We start from the raw sequence: 21,530 nt of genomic DNA, 5'->3' as shown, positions 1-21,530 counted from the left end.
GCAGTTGGAACATAGCAGGAACAAAGCGGCGGTCCAACCCCGGTTCGCGTCAGCAGCCCTCGCCGGTCACCACCGCGCCGAGCAGGCCGCCAAGCCCGCCCTTGCACTTCTTCTTTTTCTTCGGCGGCTCGGCCTCGCTGCTGTCACCGCGCATCATCGCGTCCATGTCGGGGCCGTTGAGCAGCCACATCGAGTTGGAACGATAGCGCACCCGCGCAGTCCATTGCGGCTTCCACGGCGTCTTGGCGTTGGCCGGGCGCGGCGGATAGGCAAAGTTCGCCTCGGGCCCATAGGCATAAAGGTTGCCCAGCGCGAACTCGCCTCCGGCTGCGGTCACCTCAGCGGGCACGGTGCAGCTGGTTTGGCTGGGCGGCATGACGACCTGCTGCTGGATGAGCCTGGCCACCTGCGCCGGCGCAATCCAGTCCCACAGCGCCCCGCCGAACTGGCGCGAGGCGGAGGACGACCACCAGACCATGTCCTGGAACTCGCCCTTGCTGTTCGCCTTGGCGGTCATCACCCAGGCATAATAGCCGGTGGCATTAGCGACGCTGTTCCAGTTGATCTGGGTCGCACCGCCCGCCAGCGGAGAGGATTTGCCGGTGATCGCGGGCATGAAGTCCTGCGCCAGCGCAAACTTGATCTCGGGCGAATAATTGCCGGCGATCCGGTGTTCACCCAGCAGCGAGCTGTCCCCGCTCAGCAGCTTGCGCGTTTCGGCATTGGGCCATTCGCCATAGGTCTTGCTGTTGCCGGCGGTCACGCTGCGGTCGACCGGCATCGCGCCTGCGAACAGGTCGGGCGGTACCTGGCCCGCGCTCAGCTTGGCGAAATCGATCACCACCGGCTGGCCGGGACCGGCCTTGGCGCCGCAGCCCCAATAGATCAGCAACCGCCCCTTGGGCCGCTGGAAGTCCTTGGGCAGATCTTCGGGCACGTCGCTGCGCGTGCCGGGCTTGGGGGTGAGCAGCGGGACCGATGCGCCCAGCTTGGCGACGGCGGGCATGAAGTGATCCGCCCTGGGCTTGCCGTCGGCGGCGGCACTGGCCGAGCCCAGGCGCAGGATCAGCTCGTGCGCCTGCTTGTTTCCGCCCCCGCCGAACATCATCGAAAGCCCAGCGCCCATGCCGCTGCCCATCGCGGCAAGCCCGGTAACGGTGCCGACATCCATATCATAGCGGGCGATGGGCGAGGCTGCCTGCTGGCTGCTCAAGGGGCTGGCAACGAGCACCGCGATCGCTGCGGCAGAGAGGCTGAAAACGGCAGAACGACGTACGCGCAGGGGCATGGCAGGCTCCTCAGGAAAACAAGGACATGCAGGCGAGTCGCCTGATAGCATTGTCCTTTAGGTTCCGGGAGTCCTGCCTGTAGTGCGCTGGGTCATATGCCAGAAGGTGGCGCTGCTGTGCGTCGCAGCGGATTATGTGGCCGGTGGGCTCGGCGTTTTGGCTTCCGATGGTGCATCGGGCCCGTCGATATCCGGTGTCTTGTCAACCTCGGTACCGTCCTTGGCTATAGTCGCGCTTTCGCCTGGCAGGGTGGCCGAATCCCAATCCAAATTCATTCCCGCTCGGTTGTCAGCGATGTTGGTGCCTCCCGGCGGACCATTGGGGGATTGCGGTCCAGGCAACACATCCTTTGTCAGCTTGTTGATGATGTCTGGCACGAAACGCTCGGCAAAGCCCGATGCAAAAGCAAACACGAACAGCTTGAACAGGTCGCTCTGATCGCGAAGCCCCAGCGCGCGATACATTTGGTCTGCCCAAAAACTGTCCACCCTGATGCCGTTGGAACCATTGAGCGGCGATCCTCCCCCCGTGTCTGCCGAACCTGCACTCATCTTGGGGAGTACCTGATCGAGTATATTTGCTGCAATCAGTACGTAGATGAACAATGCGAATACCCCGCCTATGGCCACGGACAGCAGCACGCTGACCCAGCCAATGCGCAATCCGATCAGTTCAAATATCCCGTCATCGACCATTGCATCGCGTGAAGTCGCCTTTTGCAGGCGCTGGATGATCGATATCATCGCCCCTGCCATGCCAATCAGCATGACCGTCACGATGCTACGCAAGGTTGGTGCCTCTGTTGCAGCAATGATCGTCACACACACCACCAGGACAAGTGCAGCGACCGCCGTGAGTATGGTCATCAGCCGTCTGATCAGCTGTTCACGGGCCAGATTGATAAGATAATTCGCGTGGATCGTGTCGAGCAGATTGCGCGCACGTTGTCGCAATACCGCATTCGGAACTGGTCCTGGCAATTGGTTGGCCAGCGTATTCTTGTAAGACTGGACTACGGACTTGGGTACAACCCGCTGAAATCGGTCCTCTATCGTCCAGAATCGCGCCTGCAGCGCCACATCAGGAATGAGCCAGACCAGCGCCAGTTCGATCTTGAACAACTGTCCAAGCTTTGGCTTGTAGCCCTTTTCGGGATCAAGCTCTTCGAACTCGTCCTTGAGCTTTTGAAGCTGATCGGCCTTTTGCTTATTTATCTCGCTTGAATTCGGGTTGTTCGGATCAGTTTCCCAGGCATAGCCTTCAAAGTTGTCGCGCATTGATTCGTAATAGGTGCTGGCAATAAAACTCTCGTCGCATGATGCAGCCATGGCGCAGCCTCCCCGGATAAGGGTGCATAAGGGCGCAAATCGTAGTGCGTTCGCCAGCCTTTGCCGGACCATTATCGAGCGAAGGCGGAACAACCGCCTCCGTTTCCGATCATTTCCCCCCGAACAGCTGCCGTCCCGCCAGGTCGAGCATGATTTCCTCGGATCCGCCGCCGATCGCGTTGACGCGGACTTCGCGATAGATGCGCTCCACCTTCGATCCGGTGATATAGCTCGCCCCGCCCAGGATCTGCGCGGCCTCGCGCGCGACATGCTCCAGCATCTGCGTCGCCTGCACCTTGAGCATCGCAAAGTCGGCAGGCTGGTCGCGCCCGTTCTCCACGGCCCAGGCGCATTGATCGACCCAGGCCTGGGTCGCGTTGATGCGCCGCGCCATGTCGGCCAGCTTGATGCGGATCGACTGGTGCTTGACCAGCGCCTTGCCGAAGGTCTCGCGGGTCTGGGCCCATTCGACCGCTTCTCTCAGGCACACCCGCGCATAAGCGCAGCAGCCCATCGCCATGCCCAGCCGCTCGGCGTTGAAATTGCGCATGATCCCGATGAACCCGCCATTTTCGGGCCCGATCAGGTTCTCGGCCGGGACATGGACGTCCTCGAAATAGATTGCTGCGGTGTCCGAACAGCGCCAGCCCATCTTGTCCAGCCGGGTGCGGGTGACGCCGGGCGTGTCCATGTCGATGAGCAGCAGCGATATCCCCGCAGCGCCCGGCCCGCCGGTGCGCACCGCGCAGGTCAGCCAGTCGGCGCGCATGCCCGATGTGATGAACATCTTGGAGCCGTTGACGACATAATGGTCGCCGCGGCGTTCGGCGCGGGTCCTGAGGCTTGCGACATCCGATCCGCCCGAAGGCTCGGTAATGCCGAGCGCAATGATCTTCTCGCCCGCCAGCACGGGCGGGGCGACGCGCTGCTTCATCGCCTCGCTGCCCAGTGCCAGCACCGGCGGCAGCCCGATGCCGTGCGTCATCAGCGAGGCCGAAAGCCCGCCCGCGCCCACCGCCGCCAGCTCTTCGGTCTGGGTCATGCCGTGGAAGATGTCGAAGCCTTCCGAATGGCCGCCATATTCTTCCGGGTAACGCAGGCCCAATATGCCGGCCTCGGCCGCCTTGCGGTGCAGATCGCGCGGCAATTCGCCGTCTGCCTCCCATTGGTCGATAAAGGGCGCGATCTCCCGCGCGACAAAGCGGCGGACCGATTGCGCCAGCGCCTCATGGCTCTCGTCGTAAAAGGGCGAGCGCGCGCGCCAGCTGTCGAAATCGGTCATTCAGCCATCCTCTGTCCTGTTTTGCTGTCTTGGCTGCGGCGACATTACCGGTTTGTCAATTCTCGCGTGCTATTGGGCTATGCGGATGGCGTAACAGGCCTATGAGGGGGCATGATGCAGCAGGATGCAAGTACGCTGGATACCGCGCGGTCGGCGACCGGGCGCTTTCTCGACACGGCGCTGGAAACGCGGTTCGTCACGGGCGAGCGCCAGGCGCGCGTGGTGCACATGCGCCTGTTCGCAGGCTTTCTTGCCGCGATGCTGATCGGCTATGCGCTGGTCAACCCGCTCTATTTCTCGCGCGCGGACGAACTGAAATTCTCGGTGCTGCTGCTGCCGACCCTCGCGATCTTGGCGAGTTTTGCCGGCGCCACCTTCTGGCGGGGCTATGCGACCAGGCCGATCATCGACTTTACCAGCCTGCTGGGTGTCGCCTTCCTCATCATGGCCGAAAATGCGCTGCTCTATGAAGAGATGCAGCGCGAGCATGTCCAGCTGCACGCCTCGATCGCAATCAACGGGCTGATCGTTATGGCCTTTGCCGCGATCGCCTTTGCCGGGCAGACGCGCTGGTTTGCCACGTGGCTGGGGGCCCATGCCGCGGTCTATTTCACCGTGGTGGCGCTGACCGCCAGCGATCTGGTGCCTGCGATCTATGCGCTGCTCGCCTATCTCACCAGCGCAGCGGTCATGGTGCTGCTCAACTGGTCGGTCGGCCAGGCGCACCGGCAGAGCTTCCTGCTGTCAGACGCGCTCGCGGCAGAGAAGGAAAAGACCGAAGAGCTCCTGTTCAACGTGCTGCCGCCGGCAGTGGCCGAGCGGCTGAAGGCGGGGCAGGTGGTTGCCGATGCCTATCCCGATGTCTCGGTGGTGTTTATCGACATCTGCGGCTTTTCCGACCTGTCGCGGCGCATTTCGCCGGGGCATCTGGTCGATCTGCTCAACGGCTTCTTCCTGCTGGCCGACAAATGCGCGGCGCAGACCGGGGTGGAAAAGGTCAAGACCATCGGCGATGCGTATCTCGCGATCAGCGGCGGCAACAACCCCGCGCTCAACAGCGCCGATGCCGCGATCCGCTTTGGCGAGGCGGTGATTGCCGGGCTGCCCGAATTGCGTGCGTTGACCGGCATCGATCTGCACATCCGCGTCGGCATCCATACCGGGCCGGTGGTCGGCGGCGTGATCGGCGAGACGCGCATGGCCTATGATTACTGGGGCGAGACGATGAACATCGCCAGCCGCATCGAAGGCACCGCGCATCCCGATGGCATCGCGGTTTCCGAAAGCACCTGGATGCGCGGACGCGGCGACCGCTATTTCGAGCTGCCGGAAAAGATCACGCTCAAGGGCGTGGGCGAAATGCCGGTCTTCCGCCTGGCCAAGCAGCCGCCGGGCGCAGAGATCGTCCGCCTGGTCGGTTAACCCGCGCGGCGTTTTGCGTCCCGAAATCGTCCAGGTGCAACTGGGGGCTTCCAAGCGCGGCCCGAATGGCGTTACATTAACGCCATGGCAACCATCCTCATCGTCCTGTGTGGCATCATCAACTTCGCCTTGCACCGGGCGACGATGGAATCGGCGCACCCGATGGCGGCGCAGATGCGGGCGCTGTTCCAGGGCTTCATGCGGGGCTGGGGCAGCTATATGCTGGAATATCTGATCCTGCTCTCCGCGCTCAGCTTTGCAGCCTTGGGCTACACGATCGCGCTGCCTGCCTATATCGTCTATACCGGCATGAACGGCGTGGCCGGCTGGGCGATCCTTACGGGCAAGATCTGACGGCCCTCAGGCTGCGACCGCCTGCTCGGCATCCTGCGAGGCTGCGGCCAGCAGCCGCTTTTCCAGCGTCTTCAATCGCGACTTGCTGTCGATCTTGTCGCCCAGCAGATCGGTGACATAGAAGGTATCGACCGCGCGCTCGCCATAGGTCGCGACATGCGCGCTATGGACGATGCATTTGAGGTCGAACAGCGCAAAGGCCAGGCGGTTGAGCAAAGCGGGCCGGTCGAGCGCGTTGACCTCGACCACGGTGAACCGGTTTGACGCCTTGTTGTCGACCAGCACATTCGGGGCGATGCTGAACGCTTCGGCGCGCGGACGGGCGACGGGGCGCGCAATCAGCCTGGGGGTCAAGGCGACGCGGTTGGCCAGCGCATCGGCAATCGCGGTCTTGAGCCTCGCGATCTGGCTTTCTTCCATGAACGGGCGGCCCAGCGGGTCCTGCACCAGGAAATTGTCGAGCGCCATGCCGTCGCGCCGGGTGTGAATGCGCGCGTCGATGATGTTGCCGCCGGCCAGATGGATGCCGCCCGCGATGCGATAGAACAGCCCCGGATGGTCGGCGGCGCTCACCGTCACCAGGGTCGCACCGCGCGCGGGGTAGAATTCGGCCGACACGGTCAGCGGCTCGGTATCGTGCGCGTCGATCAGGCGCAGGTTCTGCGCGATGATATCCTCAGGCTCGGCGATCCAATAGGCATCGTCGAGCTTGCGCGCCAGTTGCACGAACCGCGCCTCGTCCAGCCCCAGCGCGGCACGGGCCGCATCCTGCTTGGCGATCACGCGCTCGCGCCGGCCATGCTGCTTGTGGCCAAGCCGCAGCACCTCCTCGGTCGATTCGAACAATGTGCCCAGCAGCTGCCGCTTCCAGCTGTTCCAGATGCCGGGGCCGACCGCGCGAATGTCGACAACGGTCAGCACCAGCAGCAGTTTCAGCCGCTCGGGGCTCTGCACCATGGCGGCAAAATCGGCGATGGTCTTGTAGTCGGTCAGGTCGCGCTTGAACGCGGTGGCCGACATCAGCAGGTGATAGCGCACCAGCCAGGCGACCTGTTCGGTTTCCGCTTCGGTCAGGCCGAGGCGCGGGCACAGCTTCATCGCCACCTCCGCGCCCAGCACGCTGTGATCGCCGCGCCGACCCTTGGCGATATCGTGCAGCAGCGTCGCGACGAACAGCACCCGCCGGCTGATCAGCTTCTGCATCACGTCATACGCGAGCGGGTGATCGTCCTTGAGCTCGCCCGATTCGATGCGGGCGAGCAGCCCGATGGCGCGGATCGAATGCTCGTCCACCGTATAATGGTGGTACATGTCGAACTGCATCTGCGCGACGACGCGGCCGAAATCGGGCACGAAACGGCCGAATACCGTTGCCTCGTTCATCCAGCGCAGCACCAGCTCGGGGTCGCGCGGACTGCACAGCACGTCCATGAACAGTGCATTGGCGCGGCGGTCGGCGCGGACATGCCGGTCGATCAGATGCGCGTCCATGCTCGCCTGGCGCATCGCGCTGGGGTGGATTTCCACCTTGTGCTTGTCGGCAAGCTGGAAGATCTCGATCATCCGGATCGGGTCTTCGCGGAAGAAATCGGGGCGGGGCAGCGCGAGGCGGCCGCGATCGAGGATGAAGCCGGAAAGCTTGCGCGGCCTGCGCCTCAGCATGGCCGGAATGAAGCGCCGGTCGCGCGCGGCGAACTGGTCGTCCAGCTGCGCCAGGAACACGCCGGTCAGGTCGCCCACCCGTTTGGCGTTGAGGAAGAAATACTGCATGAACCGCTCGACCGCCGATTTGCCCGGCCGGTCGGCAAAGCGCATCCGCGTCGCGACTTCGCGCTGCAGGTCGAAGGTCAGCCGGTCCTCGGCGCGGCCGGTAATGTCGTGCAAATGGCAGCGCACCGCCCAGAGGAAATTGGCCGAGCGGCGAAATCCGCGATATTCGGTCATGGTCAGCAGGCCTGCATCGACCAGTTCGGCGGCAGAGCGCACCTGATGGATATATTTGCCGATCCAGTAGAGCGTGTGCAGATCGCGCAGGCCGCCCTTGCCGTCCTTCACATTGGGTTCGACGACATAGCGGCTGTCGCCCATCTTCTTGTGCCGGGCGTCGCGCTCTTCCAGCTTCTGCGCGACGAAATCGCGCGCGGTGCCGGTGACGACATCCTTCCAGAAGCGGACCGATGCCTCGCGATAGATATCCTGGTCGCCCCAGACATAGCGGCCTTCGAGCAGCGCGGTGCGGATGGTCAGGTCGCCGCGCGCCTGGCGGACCATCTCGTCGATCGAGCGGCTGGAATGCCCGACCTTCAGGCCCAGGTCCCACATCATGTAGAGCATCGCCTCGATCGCCTGCTCGGTCCAGCTGTTCTTGCGCATGGGCGTCAGGAAGGCGATGTCGACATCGCTATGCGGTGCCATCTCGCCGCGGCCATAGCCGCCGACCGCGGCAATGCAGAAATGCTCGCCCGCGCTGTGATTGGCGACCGGGTACTGGAAGCGCACGACATAATCGTGGATCAGCCGCACGATCTGGTCGATCAGGAACGACTGGGCCGCCGCGCAATCATGCCCTGCTGCCGGATTGGCATGCAGCCGCGCGGCGATCTCTGCCCTGCCTGCCGCGAGCGCCTCGCGCAGGATGGTGACGACGGGCATGCGCGCCTTGTCGCCCAGTTCGGTGGCGAACTCGGAGATGCGCGCGTCGAGCGCGCGGCGATCGATGATCGCGCGCTGGTTGGCGACAGGGTTCATGGCAAATGGCGATACAGGCGCAAAGTTAAGGTCAGGTGCCTGCTCCCGCTTCGGCCTTGGCCGCGGCCTGATAGGACTTGCGCAAGCTTACCTTGTCGATCTTGGCGGTGCCCAGGCGCGGCAGCGCATCGGCGCTCTGCCACAGCCGCGCGGGCACCTTGAACGCGGCCAGCTGGCCGGAGAGGAACTCGGTCAGCTCGGCATCGTTCAGGCTGGCGCCCTCGCGCACCACATAGACCGCGCCGACAATCTCGCCAAAGCGCTCGTCGGGAATGCCGAACACGCTGGCTTCGGCAATGTCGGGATGCGCATAGATGGCCGATTCCACCTCGACACAGCTGATATTCTCGCCGCCGCGGATGATGATGTCCTTCTTGCGGTCGACGATGAACAGATAGCCGTCGGCGTCGAGATAGCCGAGGTCGCCGGTGCGGAAATAGCCATCGGGCATGATCGCCGCATGGGTCGCGGCCTCGTTGTTCCAATAGCCCAGGAAGTTCGCGACCGACCGGATCGCCACTTCGCCGACCTGGCCCTGGGGCAGCGGATGGCCGTTATCGTCCAGGATAGCCAGGTCGACCAGCGGGCGCGAAGCCTGGCCGGTGCTGTCGGGCTTGGCGATATAATTCTCGTTGAAATTGCCGCAGCCGACGCCGTTGGTCTCGGTCAGGCCATAGCCCAGGATCGGGAAGGCCCAGTCCATCGTCTCCTTGATCCGCTTGACATGCTCGACCGGGCGCGGCGCGCCGCCGGCAGCAAAGGTGACGCAGCTCCTGAGGTCATATTTGTCGCGATTGGGGTGCTGCGCGATCTCGTAGCTCATCAGCGGCACGCCGACGAAATAGCTGATCTTCTCCTTCTCGATCAGCCGCATCGCCTCTTCGGCATCCCATTTGGGCATGAGGACGAGCTTGCGGCCGATGACGAAGCTCTGCAGCAGCACCGGCACTTCGGCGGTGACGTGGAACAGCGGCACGTTGAGCAGCGTGGCGGGCTGGCCTTCGGGCGGCTTGCCCTGGCGGGTGACGATATTGAGCGCCATCAGCGTCTGCGCGACATAGCTGAACACGCCCTGCACCACGCCGCGATGATCGGAGAACGCACCCTTGGACTGGCCAGTGGAGCCAGAGGTGAACAGGATGGTGGCAATGTCGTCGCCGGTCAGCTCGGGCAGCTCGGTCGATGCGTCGCCGCCCGCCTCGAGCACCGGCGCAAGGCCCGTTTCGGGCGGGCCGTCATGGCTGAACACGATCACGCGGGCATTTCCGACAGCGCCGCATTCGGCGATCCGCCTGGCGCAGCGGTCATCGGCCAGCACCAGCGTGCAATCGACATCGGTAATTCCGGCGCACAGCTCGGGCCCCTGCCACCAGCCGTTGAGCAGCGTCGCCACGCCGCCTGCCATCAGCACGCCCATATAGGCGATGATCCAGTTGGCGGAATTGCGCGCGGCAATGCCCACGCGGTCGCCCTTGGCGATGCCATGGCCGGCGACCAAAGCTGCGGCAACCTGGCGCGCTGCGGCATAGCTCTGGCCAAAGGTCAGGCGCGTATCGCCATCGACGAGAAATTCGGCATCGGCATGCTGCATGCAGAAATAGGCAAAGAAATGCGACAGCGCGGGCGGTGCCGACGCAATCATGGGCAGCTTCTGGCCGTATGTCTCATGCACCGTCAGCGGGAGCATTCCTCCTTCGCCGGTCAGCGCCTGGATCGCTTCATCCATCATCTGGTCCAGCTCGGTTGCCATCAAAATCTCTCCTCTTTCGCTTGTGCTTATCCGCCCTTATGAAGGGGAAAACCCGTGGGGAAAAGCCTTGATCCTGCCCATTTCGGCGCTAGCCGCCAACATAGCCTCGACCACTGGCGCTGCCGCCGCCAAGACCGCGATCCGTTTCGAGGAACTCGGCTTGTCTCCGGTCGCCCTGCAGATCGGCGCGTTCCAGCTCAAATGGTATAGCCTCGCCTATCTGTTCGGTATCCTGCTGGGCTATTGGTATATGGGCCGCATGCTGAAGCAGCCCGGCGCGCCGATGGCGCAGCGCCATGCCGATGACCTGATGCTCTATTCGACCCTGGGCATCATCCTGGGCGGACGGCTGGGCTATGTGATCTTCTATCGCCCCGACCTGTTCGAAACCCCGCTCTCGGTGTTCAAGGTGTGGGAAGGCGGCATGTCCTTCCATGGCGGGCTGATCGGCGTGCTGCTCGCCATCGCCTTCCTGACCTGGCGCAACAAGCTGAGCTATCTGCGTGTCGGCGATTATGTCAGCTGCGTCGTGCCGTTCGGGCTGTTTTTCGGGCGGCTCGCCAATTTCGTTAATGCAGAGCTGTGGGGCCGTCCGACCGACGTGCCCTGGGCGGTCATCTTCCCCACCGATCCGGACGGCCTGCCGCGTCACCCCAGCCAGTTGTACGAGGCGGGGCTGGAAGGCCTGTTGCTGGGCACCGTGCTGACGGTGCTGTTCTGGAAAACGCAGGTGCGCCACCGTCCCGGATTCCTGGGCGGCGTCTTCCTGGCGGGCTATGGCGCGTCGCGCTTCGTGGTGGAATTCTTCCGCAATCCCGATGCGCACCTCATCGAATTTGCCGAACAGACCGGCATGAGCATGGGCCAGTGGCTGACCGTGCCGATGATCCTGATCGGCCTGTACCTCATCTTCACTTCGCGCGGGCGTACGGCGAGGCCGCTGCCCGCCACCGCCTGAACCGATGGAGGAGTTCGAGGCTGGGGGAGACGCGCCGCCGGGGCTGGAGGCGGTGTTCAAGCGGCTGATCGGCGCGACCGGTCCGATCAGCATCGCGCATTACATGGCCGAGGCCAACGCGCATTACTACAACCGCACCGATCCGCTCGGCGCGGCGGGCGATTTCATCACCGCGCCTGAAATCAGCCAGATGTTCGGCGAGATGATCGGGCTGTGGCTCGCCGATCAGTGGCAGCGCGCGGGCAAGCCCTCGATGTGCCAGTTCGTCGAATTCGGCCCCGGGCGCGGCACGCTGGCCGCCGATGCCTTGCGGGCGATGGCGCAGTTCGACTTCCACCCCAGGGTCCACCTGATCGAAGGCAGCACCGCGCTGCGCATGGCGCAGAAGATCGCGCTGCCGCAGGCGACCTGGCATGACGGGCTGGACAGCGTGCCGCGCGAAGGGCCGCTGCTGATCGTTGCCAACGAGTTTCTCGACGCGCTGCCGGTCCGCCAGGTGGTGCGCACCGAACAGGGCTGGCGCGAGCGCGTGGTATTGCATGATGGCGAGCGCTTTCGCCCGGCTGCCGGACCACGGCCGATGGACAGCGTCGTCCCGCCCGCGCTCGCCAGCAGCCCGCCGGGGACGATCCTGGAAAGCTGCCCCGCTGCAGCCGGTATGGCATACGAGATTGCCGCGCGGCTGAAGGCGCAGGGCGGCGCCGCATTGTTCATCGATTATGGCTATGCCACAGCCCAGACCGGCAGCACGCTCCAGGCGGTGCGCGCGCATCAGAAGGTCGATCCGTTCAGCGACCCCGGCCTTTCGGATCTCACCGCGCTGGTCGATTTCGCGCAATTGAAGCAGATTGCGCTGGCGGGCGATATCGATTGCCATGGGCCGGTGGGGCAGGGCGACTGGCTGATGGCGCTGGGTATCGGCCAGCGTGCGGCGCTGCTGGGACGCTCGCGGCCCGATCAGGCAAAACAGGTCGCAGAGGCGCTCGACCGGCTCGTGTCGCCCGACCAGATGGGCAGCCTGTTCAAGGTTCTCGCCTATCGCGGACCCGGCTGGCCTGTCGGGGCCGGGTTCGAAGGCTAGCCAGATCAGCCGGCAGCGGCGCGCGCCAGCCGGTCGTTGATCGCATCGCCCATGCCGCCCGGCGGTACCGGCGCGATGGCGATCCGTGCCCTGGCACTGGCATCGGCGCGGTGGAGCGCAGCGTAGAGATTTGACGCGGCTTCAGCCATGTCGCCCGAGGCCGAAAGCATGTCATCGCCCGCCACCGCGCCGAATCCGATCAGCCACTCGTCGGGCGCGGCGGACAGCGCGTTCAGCCGCAACGGCTTGCCGGGCGCATAATGGCTGGCAAGCTGGCCGGGTGCCTCGATACGCTGGTCGGCCAGCGGGATGGGCGGTTCGCCCAGTAGCGCCTCGATCGCCGCCGGGTCGACCGGGCCGGGGCGCAGCAGCTGCCAGCCTGCCGGTGCGCCTTCAAAGTTGCGCAGCGCAACTATCGTCGATTCGAGCCCGGCCTTTGCTGCGCCGCCGTCGAGGATCAGCTCCAGCCCCGCGCCCAGGCTGGCGGCGACATGCTCGGCCTGGGTCGGGCTGATCGCGCCCGACCGGTTGGCTGACGGTGCGGCAAGATACAGCCCGCTTGCCTGCAGCACCGCGCGCATCACCGGATGCGCCGGGCACCGCAGCGCGATCGTGGGAAGCCCGGCGGTCACCGCCGGCGCAATCTGCGCCCCCTGTTTCAGCGGCAGCACCAGCGTCAGCGGTCCCGGCCAGAAGGCGGCGGCCAGATTTTCTGCGCGCTCGTCAAAAATCACGAGTGTGCGCGCGGCAGCGAGGTCGGGCACATGCACGATCAGCGGGTTGAAATCGGGTCTGCCCTTGGTGCGATAGATCGCCGCTACGGCATCGGCGCGTGATGCGTCGGCGGCAAGGCCATAGACCGTCTCGGTCGGCAGCGCCACGACCTGGCCTGTGCGCAGCATTTCCACCGCGCGCGCGATCCCCATGGGGTCGGCGGGCGAAATCCGGGGGTCAGAAGGCTTGGAACCGGGCATGTTGCTGCCTATACAGCGCTGAAACGCAAGGGACAGCAGGGAAACGCCATGACATTCACCGCACCGACCACCGAGCAGCTGTTCGTCCTCAAGACGATCACCGGCATCGACGAGCTTGCCGCGCACGAGCGCTTTGCGGAGGCGACGCCCGATCTGGTCGAGGCGATTGTCGAGGGCGTGGGTGAATTTGCAGCAGGCGAGTTCGCACCGCTCTATCGCATCGGCGATACGGTCGGCGCGCGGCTGATCGATGGCGCGGTGAAGATGCCCGAGGGTTACCGGGAGGCATATCAGCATTATGTCGAGGCCGGCTGGAGCGCGCTTAGTGCCCCGGCGGATCATGGCGGCCAGGGTCTGCCCTTCAGCCTTGCGACCGTTGCACTTGATTCGCTCGGCGCGGCGAACATGGCCTTCGCGCTCTGCCCGATCCTCACCGTCGGCGCGATCGAGGCGCTGCACCATCATGGCAGCGCCGAGCAGCAGGCGCTGTACCTGCCCAAGCTTTCGACCGGCGAATGGACCGGCACGATGAACCTCACCGAACCCCAGGCGGGCAGCGATGTCGGCGCCCTGCGCGCCACCGCCACCCCGCGCGGCGACGGCACCTATGCGATCCGCGGCCAGAAGATCTACATCTCGTTCGGCGACCATGACATGGCCGACAATATCATCCATCTCGTGCTCGCCCGCACCCCCGATGCGCCTGCCGGAACCAAGGGCATCTCGCTGTTCCTGGTGCCCAAATATCGGCTCGATGCCGATGGCAATCCGGGCGAGGCGAACGGCATCAAGACCGTGTCGATCGAGCACAAGATGGGCATCAACGCCTCGCCCACCTGCGTGCTGCAGTTCGGCGAGGAAGGCGAGAGCGTCGGCGAGCTGATCGGCCCAGAATTCGGCGGCATGCGCGCGATGTTCACGATGATGAACAATGCGCGGCTCAATGTCGGCCTGCAGGGCGTGCAGATTGCCGAGGGTGCGACGCAAAAGGCCCTGTGGTTCGCGCGCGAACGCGTCCAGTCGGCGCGCGCCGGTGCGGGCCGCGACCCGGTGGCAATCATCGAGCATCCCGATGTCCGCCGCATGCTGCTGCGCATGAAGGCGGGGACAGAGGCGATACGCGCCTTGCTCTATTTCGCATCTGGCCAGGTCGATCGCGCCAATCTGGGCGTGCCCGGCGCCCGCGACATGGTCGACCTTTTGACCCCGCTCGCCAAGACCTATGGCACCGATCTCGGCAGCGAGATCGCCTCGCTCGGCGTGCAGGTCCATGGCGGCATGGGCTATGTCGAGGAGACCGGCGCGGCGCAATATTATCGCGATATCCGCATCGCGCAGATCTATGAAGGCACCAACGGCATCCAGGCGGCAGACCTTGTCGGGCGCAAGCTGGGCATGGCGGGCGGCGATGTCGTGCGCGGCCTGATCGCCGATGTGCAGGCCGATGCCGGCAATCACCCGGCGCTGGCGTCGCTGGCAGGCGATGTCGCGCAGGTGACCGAATATATGGTCGGCGCGAGTGTCGATGACCGGCTCGCAGGCAGCTATCCCTATTGCACGATGATGGCGGTGATGGCCGCGGGCTGGCTGATGCTGAAGCAGCACCAGGCCGCGCAGGCGATGCTGGATGCGGGCGAAGGCAATGCCGATTTCCTGAAGGCCAAGCTGGTCACCACGCGCTTCTATCTGGAGCGGATGGTGCCCGAGGCTAGCGGCCTCAAGGCGGCGGCCATGGCGGGTGCAGACCTGCTCTATGCGCTGGATGCCGAGGCGCTGGCGGCTTGATCGTGGCCATATCCTTCGCATTCTGTTCTCCGGCGAAAGCCGGGGTCCAGAGCGAGATCGTGCCATCCGCCCCCTGGACTCCGGCTTTCGCCGGAGAACGGGCATGGTAAGCGTTAGCTGCAGAGCGAAATGACTGACCAAAACGACCCCCTCACCCGCATCGCCGCCGCGCTCGAACGCATCGCGCCGCCTGCGCTGCCGCCGACCGACTGGACGGCATCGCCAGCTTATGTCTGGAGCGGCGACAGCGTGCTGGGGGTCCACCACCTGCAGGCCGTGCCGCTCGACCGCCTGCGCGGCATCGATGCGCAAAAGGCCAGCTTCACCGAAAACGCGCGCCGTCATGCCGCAGGTTTGCCTGCGCATGACGCGTTGCTCTGGGGATCGCGCGGCATGGGCAAGTCGGCGCTGGTCAAGGCGGCGGTTGCCGATATCCAGGCAGGTGGCGGTTCGCTGGCGCTGGTGCAGGTCGGCGGGGAGGCCGATGCGCTGTCGGGGCTGCCCCGGCTGTTTTCGCAGCTGGGCGATACCGACCGGCGCTTCCTGGTGTTCATCGACGATATCGGTTTTGACGGGCCCGAAGCCGCTAGCGCTGCGCGGTCGTTGCGCTCGCTGCTCGAAGGCGGGGCGATGGCGCGCCCGGCCAATGTGCGGCTGGCCGTGACCTCCAACCGCCGCGCGATCGTCGAACGGCATATGGGCGAGCAGGATGATCCCATCAATCCGCGCGATGCGGTGGATGACCGGTTGGCGCTGGCCGACCGTTTCGGGCTGAGCCTGGGCTTCCCGGCCTGCGACCAGAACGCCTATCTGGATATCATCCGCGGCTATGCGCAGAGCTATGGGCTGGATTTCGATCCCGAAGACGCGCTGCTCTGGGCGCGGCAACGCGGCAGCCGGTCGGGCCGCATCGCCTGGCATTACATTACCGAACTGGCGGGCCGCGCAGGTCGGTCGCTGGGCTGACGCGGGTGCGGTGACCCAGCATCCGATCCTCTACAGCTTTCGCCGCTGCCCCTTTGCGATGCGCGCGCGCATGGCGCTGCAGGTCAGCGGCCAGACGGTCGAGCTGCGCGAGATCCTGCTGCGCGCCAAGCCGGAGGCGATGCTGACCGCCTCGCCCAAGGGCACGGTGCCGGTGCTGGTGCTGGCCGACGGCACGGTGATCGACCAGAGCCTCGACATCATGCGCTGGGCGCTGGGGCGTCATGACCCCGAAGCCTGGCTGGCGGGAGACGATGCCGCGCTGATCGCCACCTTCGATGGTCCGTTCAAGCACCATCTCGACCGCTACAAATATCCCTCGCGCCATGGCGAGGATCCGCTGCTGCACCGCGCGGCAGGGCTGGCGCTGCTGGAGACGCTCGAACAGCGTCTTGCCGCCAGCGCCTTCCTGTGCGGGCCGGCGCGCACGCTCGCCGATATCGCGCTCTTCCCGTTCATCCGCCAATATGCCGCGACCGATCAGCCCTGGTTCGATGCCCAGCCGCTGGTGCTGGTGCAGGCCTGGCTGGCGGGGCTGATCGGGTCCGATCTGTTCGACCGCATCATGCTGCGCGTTCCGCCCTGGCAGCCGGGTGATCCTGCGCTGCTGTTTGCCACCGGTTAACCGCCGGGTGTTACACCGCACGACCATGTTGACCCGTTTTCTGCCCTATCGCCTGCAAACGCGCCTGGACAACTGGCGGCATGATTCTGCGTGCCGCCCGGTGCTGGGGACCGCGCCGATCCGCCCCGCCGATGACGGGCTGGTGATCTTCTCGATGATGGGCACCGCCGTGCTGCTGCCCTATCTGATCGCGGTCAAGTCGTTCTGGGGGCATCTGCGCCGGGGGCGCATCGTGATCCTGTCGGACGGCACGCTGACCACCGAGGACCGCGCGGTGCTCGACTGGCATTGCGGTTCGCCCGAGATCATCGACATTGCCAATGTCGACCATAACGGCTTTCCGGCGGGCGGCGCATGGGAGCGGTTCCTCTCGATCCTCGACCGGCGCGCCGAGGATTATGTCATCCAGCTCGACAGCGACACGGTGACGCTGGGACATCCCGGAGTCGTCGCCGATGCGATCACCAGCAACCGCAGCTTCACGCTGCTGGGTGGGCCGGAATGGGGCATCGGGGTGAAGGGCTGTACCGAGTTCGCCCCGCCCCCTCCCAACAACGCCGCCGACGAGCGGCACATCCAGTCGCGGATGGAACGCTCGCTCGCCGCCATCACCGATGCCGACAGGCTGGGCTATATACGGGGCTGCGCAGGCTTTGCCGGTTTTGCGCGCGGCGGCAACGGGCGCGATCTGGCGCGTTTCTTCCATGACGAGATGACCCGGCTGCTCGGCCGCGAGGCGATGGCCGAATGGGGCAGCGAGCAGGTGACGTCGAGCTTCGTGGTCGCCAATGATCCCGACCCGATCCTGCTGCCCTACGCGCAATATGGCAATTACTGGGCCGAGCCCTGGGATGCCGATTGCCGCTTCATGCATTTTGTCGGTGCGCACCGCCATGACGGCACCGCCTATCGCGATGCGACGCGCGCCGCACTGGCCGAGATGGATCGCTGACCGGACATTTGCGCCTCGGCGCTGGACAGGCGCGCCTGCCGCCGCGATAGCGCAGCCATGGCCTCTGCCCCCGCTCCCCTGACCGGCGCCCCGCGCGCACCGTTGCTGGCGATCCTCGCCTGTGCGGGCGGCATGATGTTCTTCGGCGCGATGGATAGCGCGATGAAGGCGGTGACGATCGACATCGGCGTGATCGCGGCGCTGTTCTGGCGCTGCGTGATCGGATCGGTGCTGGCAGGCGTGCTGTTTCTGGCCAGGGGCAACCGGCGCATTGCGCGCGGTGCGGCGCTGCGGCTGCACCTGTTGCGCGGCACGGTGGTGGCCGGCATGGCGGTGCTGTTCTTCTGGGGCCTGGCCCGCACGCCGATGGCCGAAACCGTGGCGATCACCTTTATCGCGCCGATCATAGCGCTGTTTCTGGCTGCCGTGCTGCTGAAAGAGCAGATCGGGCGTGGCGCGGTGCTGGCGTCGGTGCTGGGCTTTGGCGGGGTGCTGGTGATAGCGGCGGGCAGGCTGGGATGGCTGGGCGGCGCTGCTGCGGGCGCAGAGCAGGGCGAGGCCGAATGGCAGGGCATCGCCGCGATCATGGCGTCGGCGGTGCTCTATGCCTGGAACCTGGTGCTGCAACGCCAGCAGGCGCAGATCGCCAGTCCGCAGGAAATCGTGCTGGTGCAAAATGTCATCATGGGCTTCTGGATCGGCCTTGCCATGCCCTTTGTCGGCGCGATGCCCGGCGATGCCGCCATGGCCGCGCCGCTGGGCTGGGGGCTGCTGACGCTGGCGGCGGTGCTGGCGATCCTGTCGCTCTCGCTGCTGTCCTGGGCCTATGCGCGCGCCGAGGCACAAGCGCTGGTGCCGCTGGAATATTCGATGTTCATCTGGGGCGCGCTGTTCGGCTGGCTGATCTTCAACGAGACGATCGGCTGGACAACGCTGGCAGGGGCAGCGCTGATCGTCACCGGCTGCTGGCAGGTGGCGCGGCGACAGCCCGGCTGATCCATTGGCCGCAGCGCGGCACAGTTCGCGCTTTCCCCGCCGCGTCAATCTGGCTAGGCAGAACCGGGGACAATCTCAAAATTCGATAGACGGGACACAGGCTCAGGGCATGACACGGATTTTGCTGGGGGTGGCGGGCATTGCGCTCATCCTGTCGATTGCATTGCTGCTGTCCAACAACCGCCGCGCCATCAGGCTGCGCGTGGTCGGCGCAGCCTTTGCGCTGCAATCGGGCATTGCCGTGCTGGTGCTCTATGTGCCCGCAGGCCGCACCGCGATCCAGGCGATGTCGCGCGGCGTCGCCAATCTTCTGGGCTATGCGCAGGCCGGCACGAATTTCATCTTCGGCCCGCTCGCCAGCCCCGAAGTCGGCGGCAACAGCTTTGCCATCGCCGCGCTGCCGGTGATCATCTTCTTCTCGGCTCTGGTGTCGATCCTCTATTTCCTCGGCATCATGCAGCGCGTGATCCAATGGGTCGGCGGCGGCATCGAAAAGCTGATCGGCATTTCCAAGGTCGAAAGCCTGTGCGCCGCAGCGAACATCTTTGTCGGGCAGAGCGAATCGCCGCTGGTCATTCGCCCCTATCTTGCGGCGCTCAAGCCCGCGCAGCTTTTCACCGTGATGAGCGTCGGCATGGCAGGCGTCGCAGGCACGATCCTGGCCGCCTATGCCGCGATGGGCATCCGCATCGATTATCTGCTCGCCGCCGCCTTCATGTCCGCGCCCGGCGGCATCCTGATGGCCAAGATCATCATGCCCGACGATCCGGCCGATGTCAGCAGCGAGGCGGTGATGCCGCTCGATGTCGAATATGAGGACGAGCGCCCCGCCAATGTCATCATGGCAGCGGCGATGGGCGCGCAGACCGGCGTCAAGCTGGCCGTGGCGGTGGGGGCGATGGTGCTGGCATTCGTGGCGCTGGTCGCGCTCGCCAACGGCATATTGGCCGGGATCGGCGGCTGGTTCGGCCAGCCCGAATTGTCGTTCCAGCAGGTCGTCGGCTATGTTTTCGCACCGATCATGTACCTGATCGGCGTGCCTTGGGACGAGGCGCTGCGCGCAGGCGGCCTGTTCGGCACCAAGATCGTGCTCAACGAATTCGTCGCCTTTATCGAACTGGGCGGACCGGATGCCGGGCTGTCGGCGCGGACCGTTGCCATCGTCACCTTTGCGCTGTGCGGCTTTGCCAATTTCTCGTCGATCGCCATCCAGATGGCGGTCACCGGCGGCCTGGCGCCCAGCCAGCGACCGATGATCGCGCGGCTGGGGTTGAAGGCACTCGCAGCAGGCAGCCTCGCCAACCTGATGAGCGCGGCGCTGGCGGGTCTGCTGATTACCGTCTGACCGGCCTGATCACGGCTGGGTGAACGACGGCGGGTCGGAAGCGTCCATCGATTCCTCGATCGCCTCGTCCAGGTCGGCCTCGCTGATATCGTCCTTGTCGATTTCGGGTTCGGTCGGCTTTTCGGTTTCGGCCGCGTCGTTGAGGCTGGTCTTCTTCGCACCTGCGCGCTGGGCGGTCTCTTCGGTGCAGTCTACCGGTTCGCTCGGCTGGGCGTTGTCATTCTCGGTCATCGGGGGCTCTCCTTGTGCCCCCCCTTACGCGCCGGGCGGCAAGGCAGTTCCCCCGATCGGCCGACAGGTCAGGCCAGCCCCGCGCGCTTGAGCTCGGGCCCCAGCCGCCCGGTCAGCCATAGCGCCCACATCCTGAAATCCGCCGCCAGCGACCAGAGCGGATAGGTGAAGGTCGCAGGCCGGTTGCGCTCGATCCGCCAGTGGCTGACCCAGGCAAAGAAATAGCCCGCCACCGGCATCACCGCGAACAGCAGCAGGTTGCCGGTCAGCAGCGCGGCGATCCCCAGCAGCACGACCAGCGAGGTGCCGACATAATGCCAGGCGCGGGTCAGCGGGCGGCTGTGTTCGCTGAGGTAATAGGGCCAGAATTCGGCAAAGCTGGAGTAACGCTGCATATCGATGTTCTCCCGAGAGCGTTTTGCAAAGTGCCAAAACGCTCCAGACCTGTATCGCCGCATTTTCCGAGCCGTTGACCGTAACCGGTCAACTTGAAAATGCTTAGGTCCATGATAGGCACAGATCATGCCGCCGATCCAGATCCCGCCGCTGATCTTCGTCTATGGCACCCTGCGCCGGGGCAGCGACCACCCCAATGCCACGCGATTGGCGCAGGAGAGCGCATGGTTGGGGCATGCCACGCTCACCGGCACGCTCTACCGCGTGAGCTGGCACCCGGCGCTGGTGCTGGACGGGACGGACCGCGTCACCGGCGACCTGCTGCGCCTCACCGATCCCGCCGCCAGCCTGCCCTGGCTCGACGCGTTCGAAAGCTGCGGCCCGGATGATCCACCGCCGCATGATTACCGCCGCGAGATGGCTGAGGTCATGACCGCAGATGGGTCAGTCGAAGCGATGGTCTATGTCTGGAACCTGCCGCGCGATGGGCTGGAGCGGATGCCGGGCGGGGACTGGCTCAAAGCTTAAGGGGAGATCAGGATCGGGGGTTCAGTGAAAAAGGTTGGGAAACTCCTTTCTGAACCGCTGCGACATTATGCCGTCGCACGATACGAGCGTATATTTTGCCTTTCCATCAGTGAATTGCTCGATCCCCCAGTCGGATGCCAAGGTCGATGGGGCCGGCGGGGCTGCTCGATTTGAACGATCGACTGACAGACCCAGCTCTTCCACAACGAGCTTTGTCCCGATCCGTTTGAAAGTCACCATCTGGCCCATCGGATCGCCTCGTTGAAATTGCTCGAGGTCTGTAATCATGCCGGAATCTCCCAGCAGGAAGAAAGTCTGCGCTGCTTTGTTCGGTGCCTGTGGGATAAAGACAGCGTGGTAATGATACTCGTCCGCCTCAACCCGATATTGGTATCGAATGGCAGCGCTGTTCAATTCGAGCGATGAGGGCTGGCAAGCGTTCAGACAAGCCAGCGTCACGCAGGCTGAGCCCACAGCGGACACGAGTTTTCTCAAAGTGCGC

Annotated in this window: 20 protein-coding genes; 11 read left to right on the top strand and 9 right to left on the bottom strand. The window is 65.0% G+C overall.

The genetic code is table 11. The features are described 5' to 3' along the window. Positions 1-49: 49 nt before the first annotated feature. From OU999_12900 to OU999_12890, 3 genes are all read right to left on the bottom strand, one after another. Entirely contained in the window at positions 50-1,288 is a 1,239-nt protein-coding gene (locus OU999_12900; GenBank protein WAC22644.1) for a hypothetical protein, read from the bottom strand. Between the two features lie 132 nt (positions 1,289-1,420). Then, positions 1,421-2,617, bottom strand: coding sequence for a hypothetical protein (locus OU999_12895; protein ID WAC22643.1), 1,197 nt, complete (start codon positions 2,615-2,617; stop codon positions 1,421-1,423). 109 nt (positions 2,618-2,726) lie between these two features. Then, complete coding sequence (locus tag OU999_12890) at positions 2,727-3,899, bottom strand: acyl-CoA dehydrogenase family protein (protein ID WAC22642.1); 1,173 nt, start codon at positions 3,897-3,899, stop codon at positions 2,727-2,729. Between the two features lie 111 nt (positions 3,900-4,010). On the opposite strand from OU999_12890, the gene OU999_12885 reads away from it, so the two are divergent. Continuing rightward, positions 4,011-5,321, top strand: coding sequence for a hypothetical protein (locus tag OU999_12885; protein WAC22641.1), 1,311 nt, complete (start codon positions 4,011-4,013; stop codon positions 5,319-5,321). An 84-nt stretch (positions 5,322-5,405) separates the two neighbouring features. Next, positions 5,406-5,675, top strand: a complete 270-nt coding sequence (locus OU999_12880; GenBank protein ID WAC22640.1) for a hypothetical protein — start codon at positions 5,406-5,408, stop codon at positions 5,673-5,675. Between the two features lie 6 nt (positions 5,676-5,681). Here OU999_12880 and OU999_12875 read toward each other — a convergent pair whose 3' ends face one another. Then, a complete protein-coding gene (locus tag OU999_12875) occupies positions 5,682-8,423 on the bottom strand; it encodes a [protein-PII] uridylyltransferase (GenBank protein ID WAC22639.1) in 2,742 nt (913 codons plus the stop codon). 31 nt (positions 8,424-8,454) lie between these two features. Continuing rightward, positions 8,455-10,173, bottom strand: a complete 1,719-nt coding sequence (locus tag OU999_12870) for a class I adenylate-forming enzyme family protein (GenBank protein WAC22638.1) — start codon at positions 10,171-10,173, stop codon at positions 8,455-8,457. A 67-nt stretch (positions 10,174-10,240) separates the two neighbouring features. Here OU999_12870 and lgt point away from each other — a divergent pair, with 67 nt between their 5' ends. Then, positions 10,241-11,131: a prolipoprotein diacylglyceryl transferase gene (gene lgt / locus OU999_12865; GenBank protein WAC22637.1), complete on the top strand. Its 891-nt coding sequence runs from the start codon at positions 10,241-10,243 to the stop codon at positions 11,129-11,131. A 4-nt stretch (positions 11,132-11,135) separates the two neighbouring features. Further along, the gene (locus tag OU999_12860) at positions 11,136-12,212 is read left to right on the top strand and encodes an SAM-dependent methyltransferase (GenBank protein ID WAC22636.1); all 1,077 of its coding nucleotides are present in this window, start codon (positions 11,136-11,138) and stop codon (positions 12,210-12,212) included. A gap of 5 nt (positions 12,213-12,217) precedes the next feature. On the opposite strand, the gene OU999_12855 is transcribed toward OU999_12860, so the two are convergent. Beyond that, positions 12,218-13,186: an L-threonylcarbamoyladenylate synthase gene (locus OU999_12855; protein WAC22635.1), complete on the bottom strand. Its 969-nt coding sequence runs from the start codon at positions 13,184-13,186 to the stop codon at positions 12,218-12,220. 48 nt (positions 13,187-13,234) lie between these two features. On the opposite strand from OU999_12855, the gene OU999_12850 reads away from it, so the two are divergent. The 6 genes from OU999_12850 to OU999_12825 all read left to right on the top strand — a co-directional run bounded on the left by OU999_12850 (position 13,235) and on the right by OU999_12825 (position 19,873). Further along, positions 13,235-14,971 carry an acyl-CoA dehydrogenase gene (locus OU999_12850; protein ID WAC22634.1) on the top strand — a complete coding sequence of 579 codons (1,737 nt, stop codon included), beginning with the start codon at positions 13,235-13,237 and terminating at the stop codon, positions 14,969-14,971. A gap of 129 nt (positions 14,972-15,100) precedes the next feature. Next, positions 15,101-15,937, top strand: a complete 837-nt coding sequence (locus OU999_12845; GenBank protein WAC22633.1) for an ATP-binding protein — start codon at positions 15,101-15,103, stop codon at positions 15,935-15,937. 10 nt (positions 15,938-15,947) lie between these two features. Beyond that, a complete protein-coding gene (locus OU999_12840) occupies positions 15,948-16,580 on the top strand; it encodes a glutathione S-transferase (GenBank protein WAC22632.1) in 633 nt (210 codons plus the stop codon). Positions 16,581-16,605: 25 nt separating this feature from the next. Continuing rightward, a complete protein-coding gene (locus OU999_12835; protein ID WAC22631.1) occupies positions 16,606-17,532 on the top strand; it encodes a hypothetical protein in 927 nt (308 codons plus the stop codon). 57 nt (positions 17,533-17,589) lie between these two features. Continuing rightward, positions 17,590-18,528 carry a DMT family transporter gene (locus OU999_12830; GenBank protein ID WAC22630.1) on the top strand — a complete coding sequence of 313 codons (939 nt, stop codon included), beginning with the start codon at positions 17,590-17,592 and terminating at the stop codon, positions 18,526-18,528. Between the two features lie 109 nt (positions 18,529-18,637). Beyond that, on the top strand, positions 18,638-19,873 hold the full coding sequence (locus tag OU999_12825) for a NupC/NupG family nucleoside CNT transporter (protein WAC22629.1): 1,236 nt from the start codon (positions 18,638-18,640) through the stop codon (positions 19,871-19,873). Positions 19,874-19,882: 9 nt separating this feature from the next. Here OU999_12825 and OU999_12820 read toward each other — a convergent pair whose 3' ends face one another. Together OU999_12820 and OU999_12815 are read right to left on the bottom strand one after the other, a co-directional pair. Continuing rightward, a complete protein-coding gene (locus OU999_12820; GenBank protein WAC22628.1) occupies positions 19,883-20,104 on the bottom strand; it encodes a hypothetical protein in 222 nt (73 codons plus the stop codon). A 68-nt stretch (positions 20,105-20,172) separates the two neighbouring features. Beyond that, positions 20,173-20,499, bottom strand: coding sequence for a DUF962 domain-containing protein (locus OU999_12815; protein WAC22627.1), 327 nt, complete (start codon positions 20,497-20,499; stop codon positions 20,173-20,175). Between the two features lie 127 nt (positions 20,500-20,626). On the opposite strand from OU999_12815, the gene OU999_12810 reads away from it, so the two are divergent. Next, positions 20,627-21,028: a gamma-glutamylcyclotransferase gene (locus tag OU999_12810; protein ID WAC22626.1), complete on the top strand. Its 402-nt coding sequence runs from the start codon at positions 20,627-20,629 to the stop codon at positions 21,026-21,028. A 21-nt stretch (positions 21,029-21,049) separates the two neighbouring features. On the opposite strand, the gene OU999_12805 is transcribed toward OU999_12810, so the two are convergent. Further along, on the bottom strand, positions 21,050-21,511 hold the full coding sequence (locus tag OU999_12805) for a hypothetical protein (GenBank protein ID WAC22625.1): 462 nt from the start codon (positions 21,509-21,511) through the stop codon (positions 21,050-21,052). Positions 21,512-21,530 lie beyond the last annotated feature (19 nt).

This window comes from Blastomonas sp. SL216, assembly GCA_026625625.1.
Taxonomy (GTDB): Bacteria; Pseudomonadota; Alphaproteobacteria; order Sphingomonadales; family Sphingomonadaceae; genus Blastomonas.
The sequence above is the reverse complement of the archived record's forward strand: the minus strand, read 5'-3'. Positions and strand labels throughout refer to the sequence as shown.

Excerpts from the sequence above, each read along its gene's own strand:
- OU999_12900 (WAC22644.1), bottom strand. The coding sequence starts at position 1,288 with ATGCCCCTGCGCGTACGTCGTTCTGCCGTTTTCAGCCTCTCTGCCGCA.
- OU999_12895 (WAC22643.1), bottom strand. The coding sequence starts at position 2,617 with ATGGCTGCATCATGCGACGAGAGTTTTATTGCCAGCACCTATTACGAA.
- OU999_12890 (WAC22642.1), bottom strand. The coding sequence starts at position 3,899 with ATGACCGATTTCGACAGCTGGCGCGCGCGCTCGCCCTTTTACGACGAG.
- OU999_12885 (WAC22641.1), top strand. The coding sequence starts at position 4,011 with ATGATGCAGCAGGATGCAAGTACGCTGGATACCGCGCGGTCGGCGACC.
- OU999_12880 (WAC22640.1), top strand. The coding sequence starts at position 5,406 with ATGGCAACCATCCTCATCGTCCTGTGTGGCATCATCAACTTCGCCTTG.
- OU999_12875 (WAC22639.1), bottom strand. The coding sequence starts at position 8,423 with ATGAACCCTGTCGCCAACCAGCGCGCGATCATCGATCGCCGCGCGCTC.
- OU999_12870 (WAC22638.1), bottom strand. The coding sequence starts at position 10,173 with ATGGCAACCGAGCTGGACCAGATGATGGATGAAGCGATCCAGGCGCTG.
- OU999_12860 (WAC22636.1), top strand. The coding sequence starts at position 11,136 with ATGGAGGAGTTCGAGGCTGGGGGAGACGCGCCGCCGGGGCTGGAGGCG.
- OU999_12855 (WAC22635.1), bottom strand. The coding sequence starts at position 13,186 with ATGCCCGGTTCCAAGCCTTCTGACCCCCGGATTTCGCCCGCCGACCCC.
- OU999_12850 (WAC22634.1), top strand. The coding sequence starts at position 13,235 with ATGACATTCACCGCACCGACCACCGAGCAGCTGTTCGTCCTCAAGACG.
- OU999_12845 (WAC22633.1), top strand. The coding sequence starts at position 15,101 with ATGACTGACCAAAACGACCCCCTCACCCGCATCGCCGCCGCGCTCGAA.
- OU999_12835 (WAC22631.1), top strand. The coding sequence starts at position 16,606 with ATGTTGACCCGTTTTCTGCCCTATCGCCTGCAAACGCGCCTGGACAAC.
- OU999_12830 (WAC22630.1), top strand. The coding sequence starts at position 17,590 with ATGGCCTCTGCCCCCGCTCCCCTGACCGGCGCCCCGCGCGCACCGTTG.
- OU999_12825 (WAC22629.1), top strand. The coding sequence starts at position 18,638 with ATGACACGGATTTTGCTGGGGGTGGCGGGCATTGCGCTCATCCTGTCG.
- OU999_12820 (WAC22628.1), bottom strand. The coding sequence starts at position 20,104 with ATGACCGAGAATGACAACGCCCAGCCGAGCGAACCGGTAGACTGCACC.
- OU999_12815 (WAC22627.1), bottom strand. The coding sequence starts at position 20,499 with ATGCAGCGTTACTCCAGCTTTGCCGAATTCTGGCCCTATTACCTCAGC.
- OU999_12810 (WAC22626.1), top strand. The coding sequence starts at position 20,627 with ATGCCGCCGATCCAGATCCCGCCGCTGATCTTCGTCTATGGCACCCTG.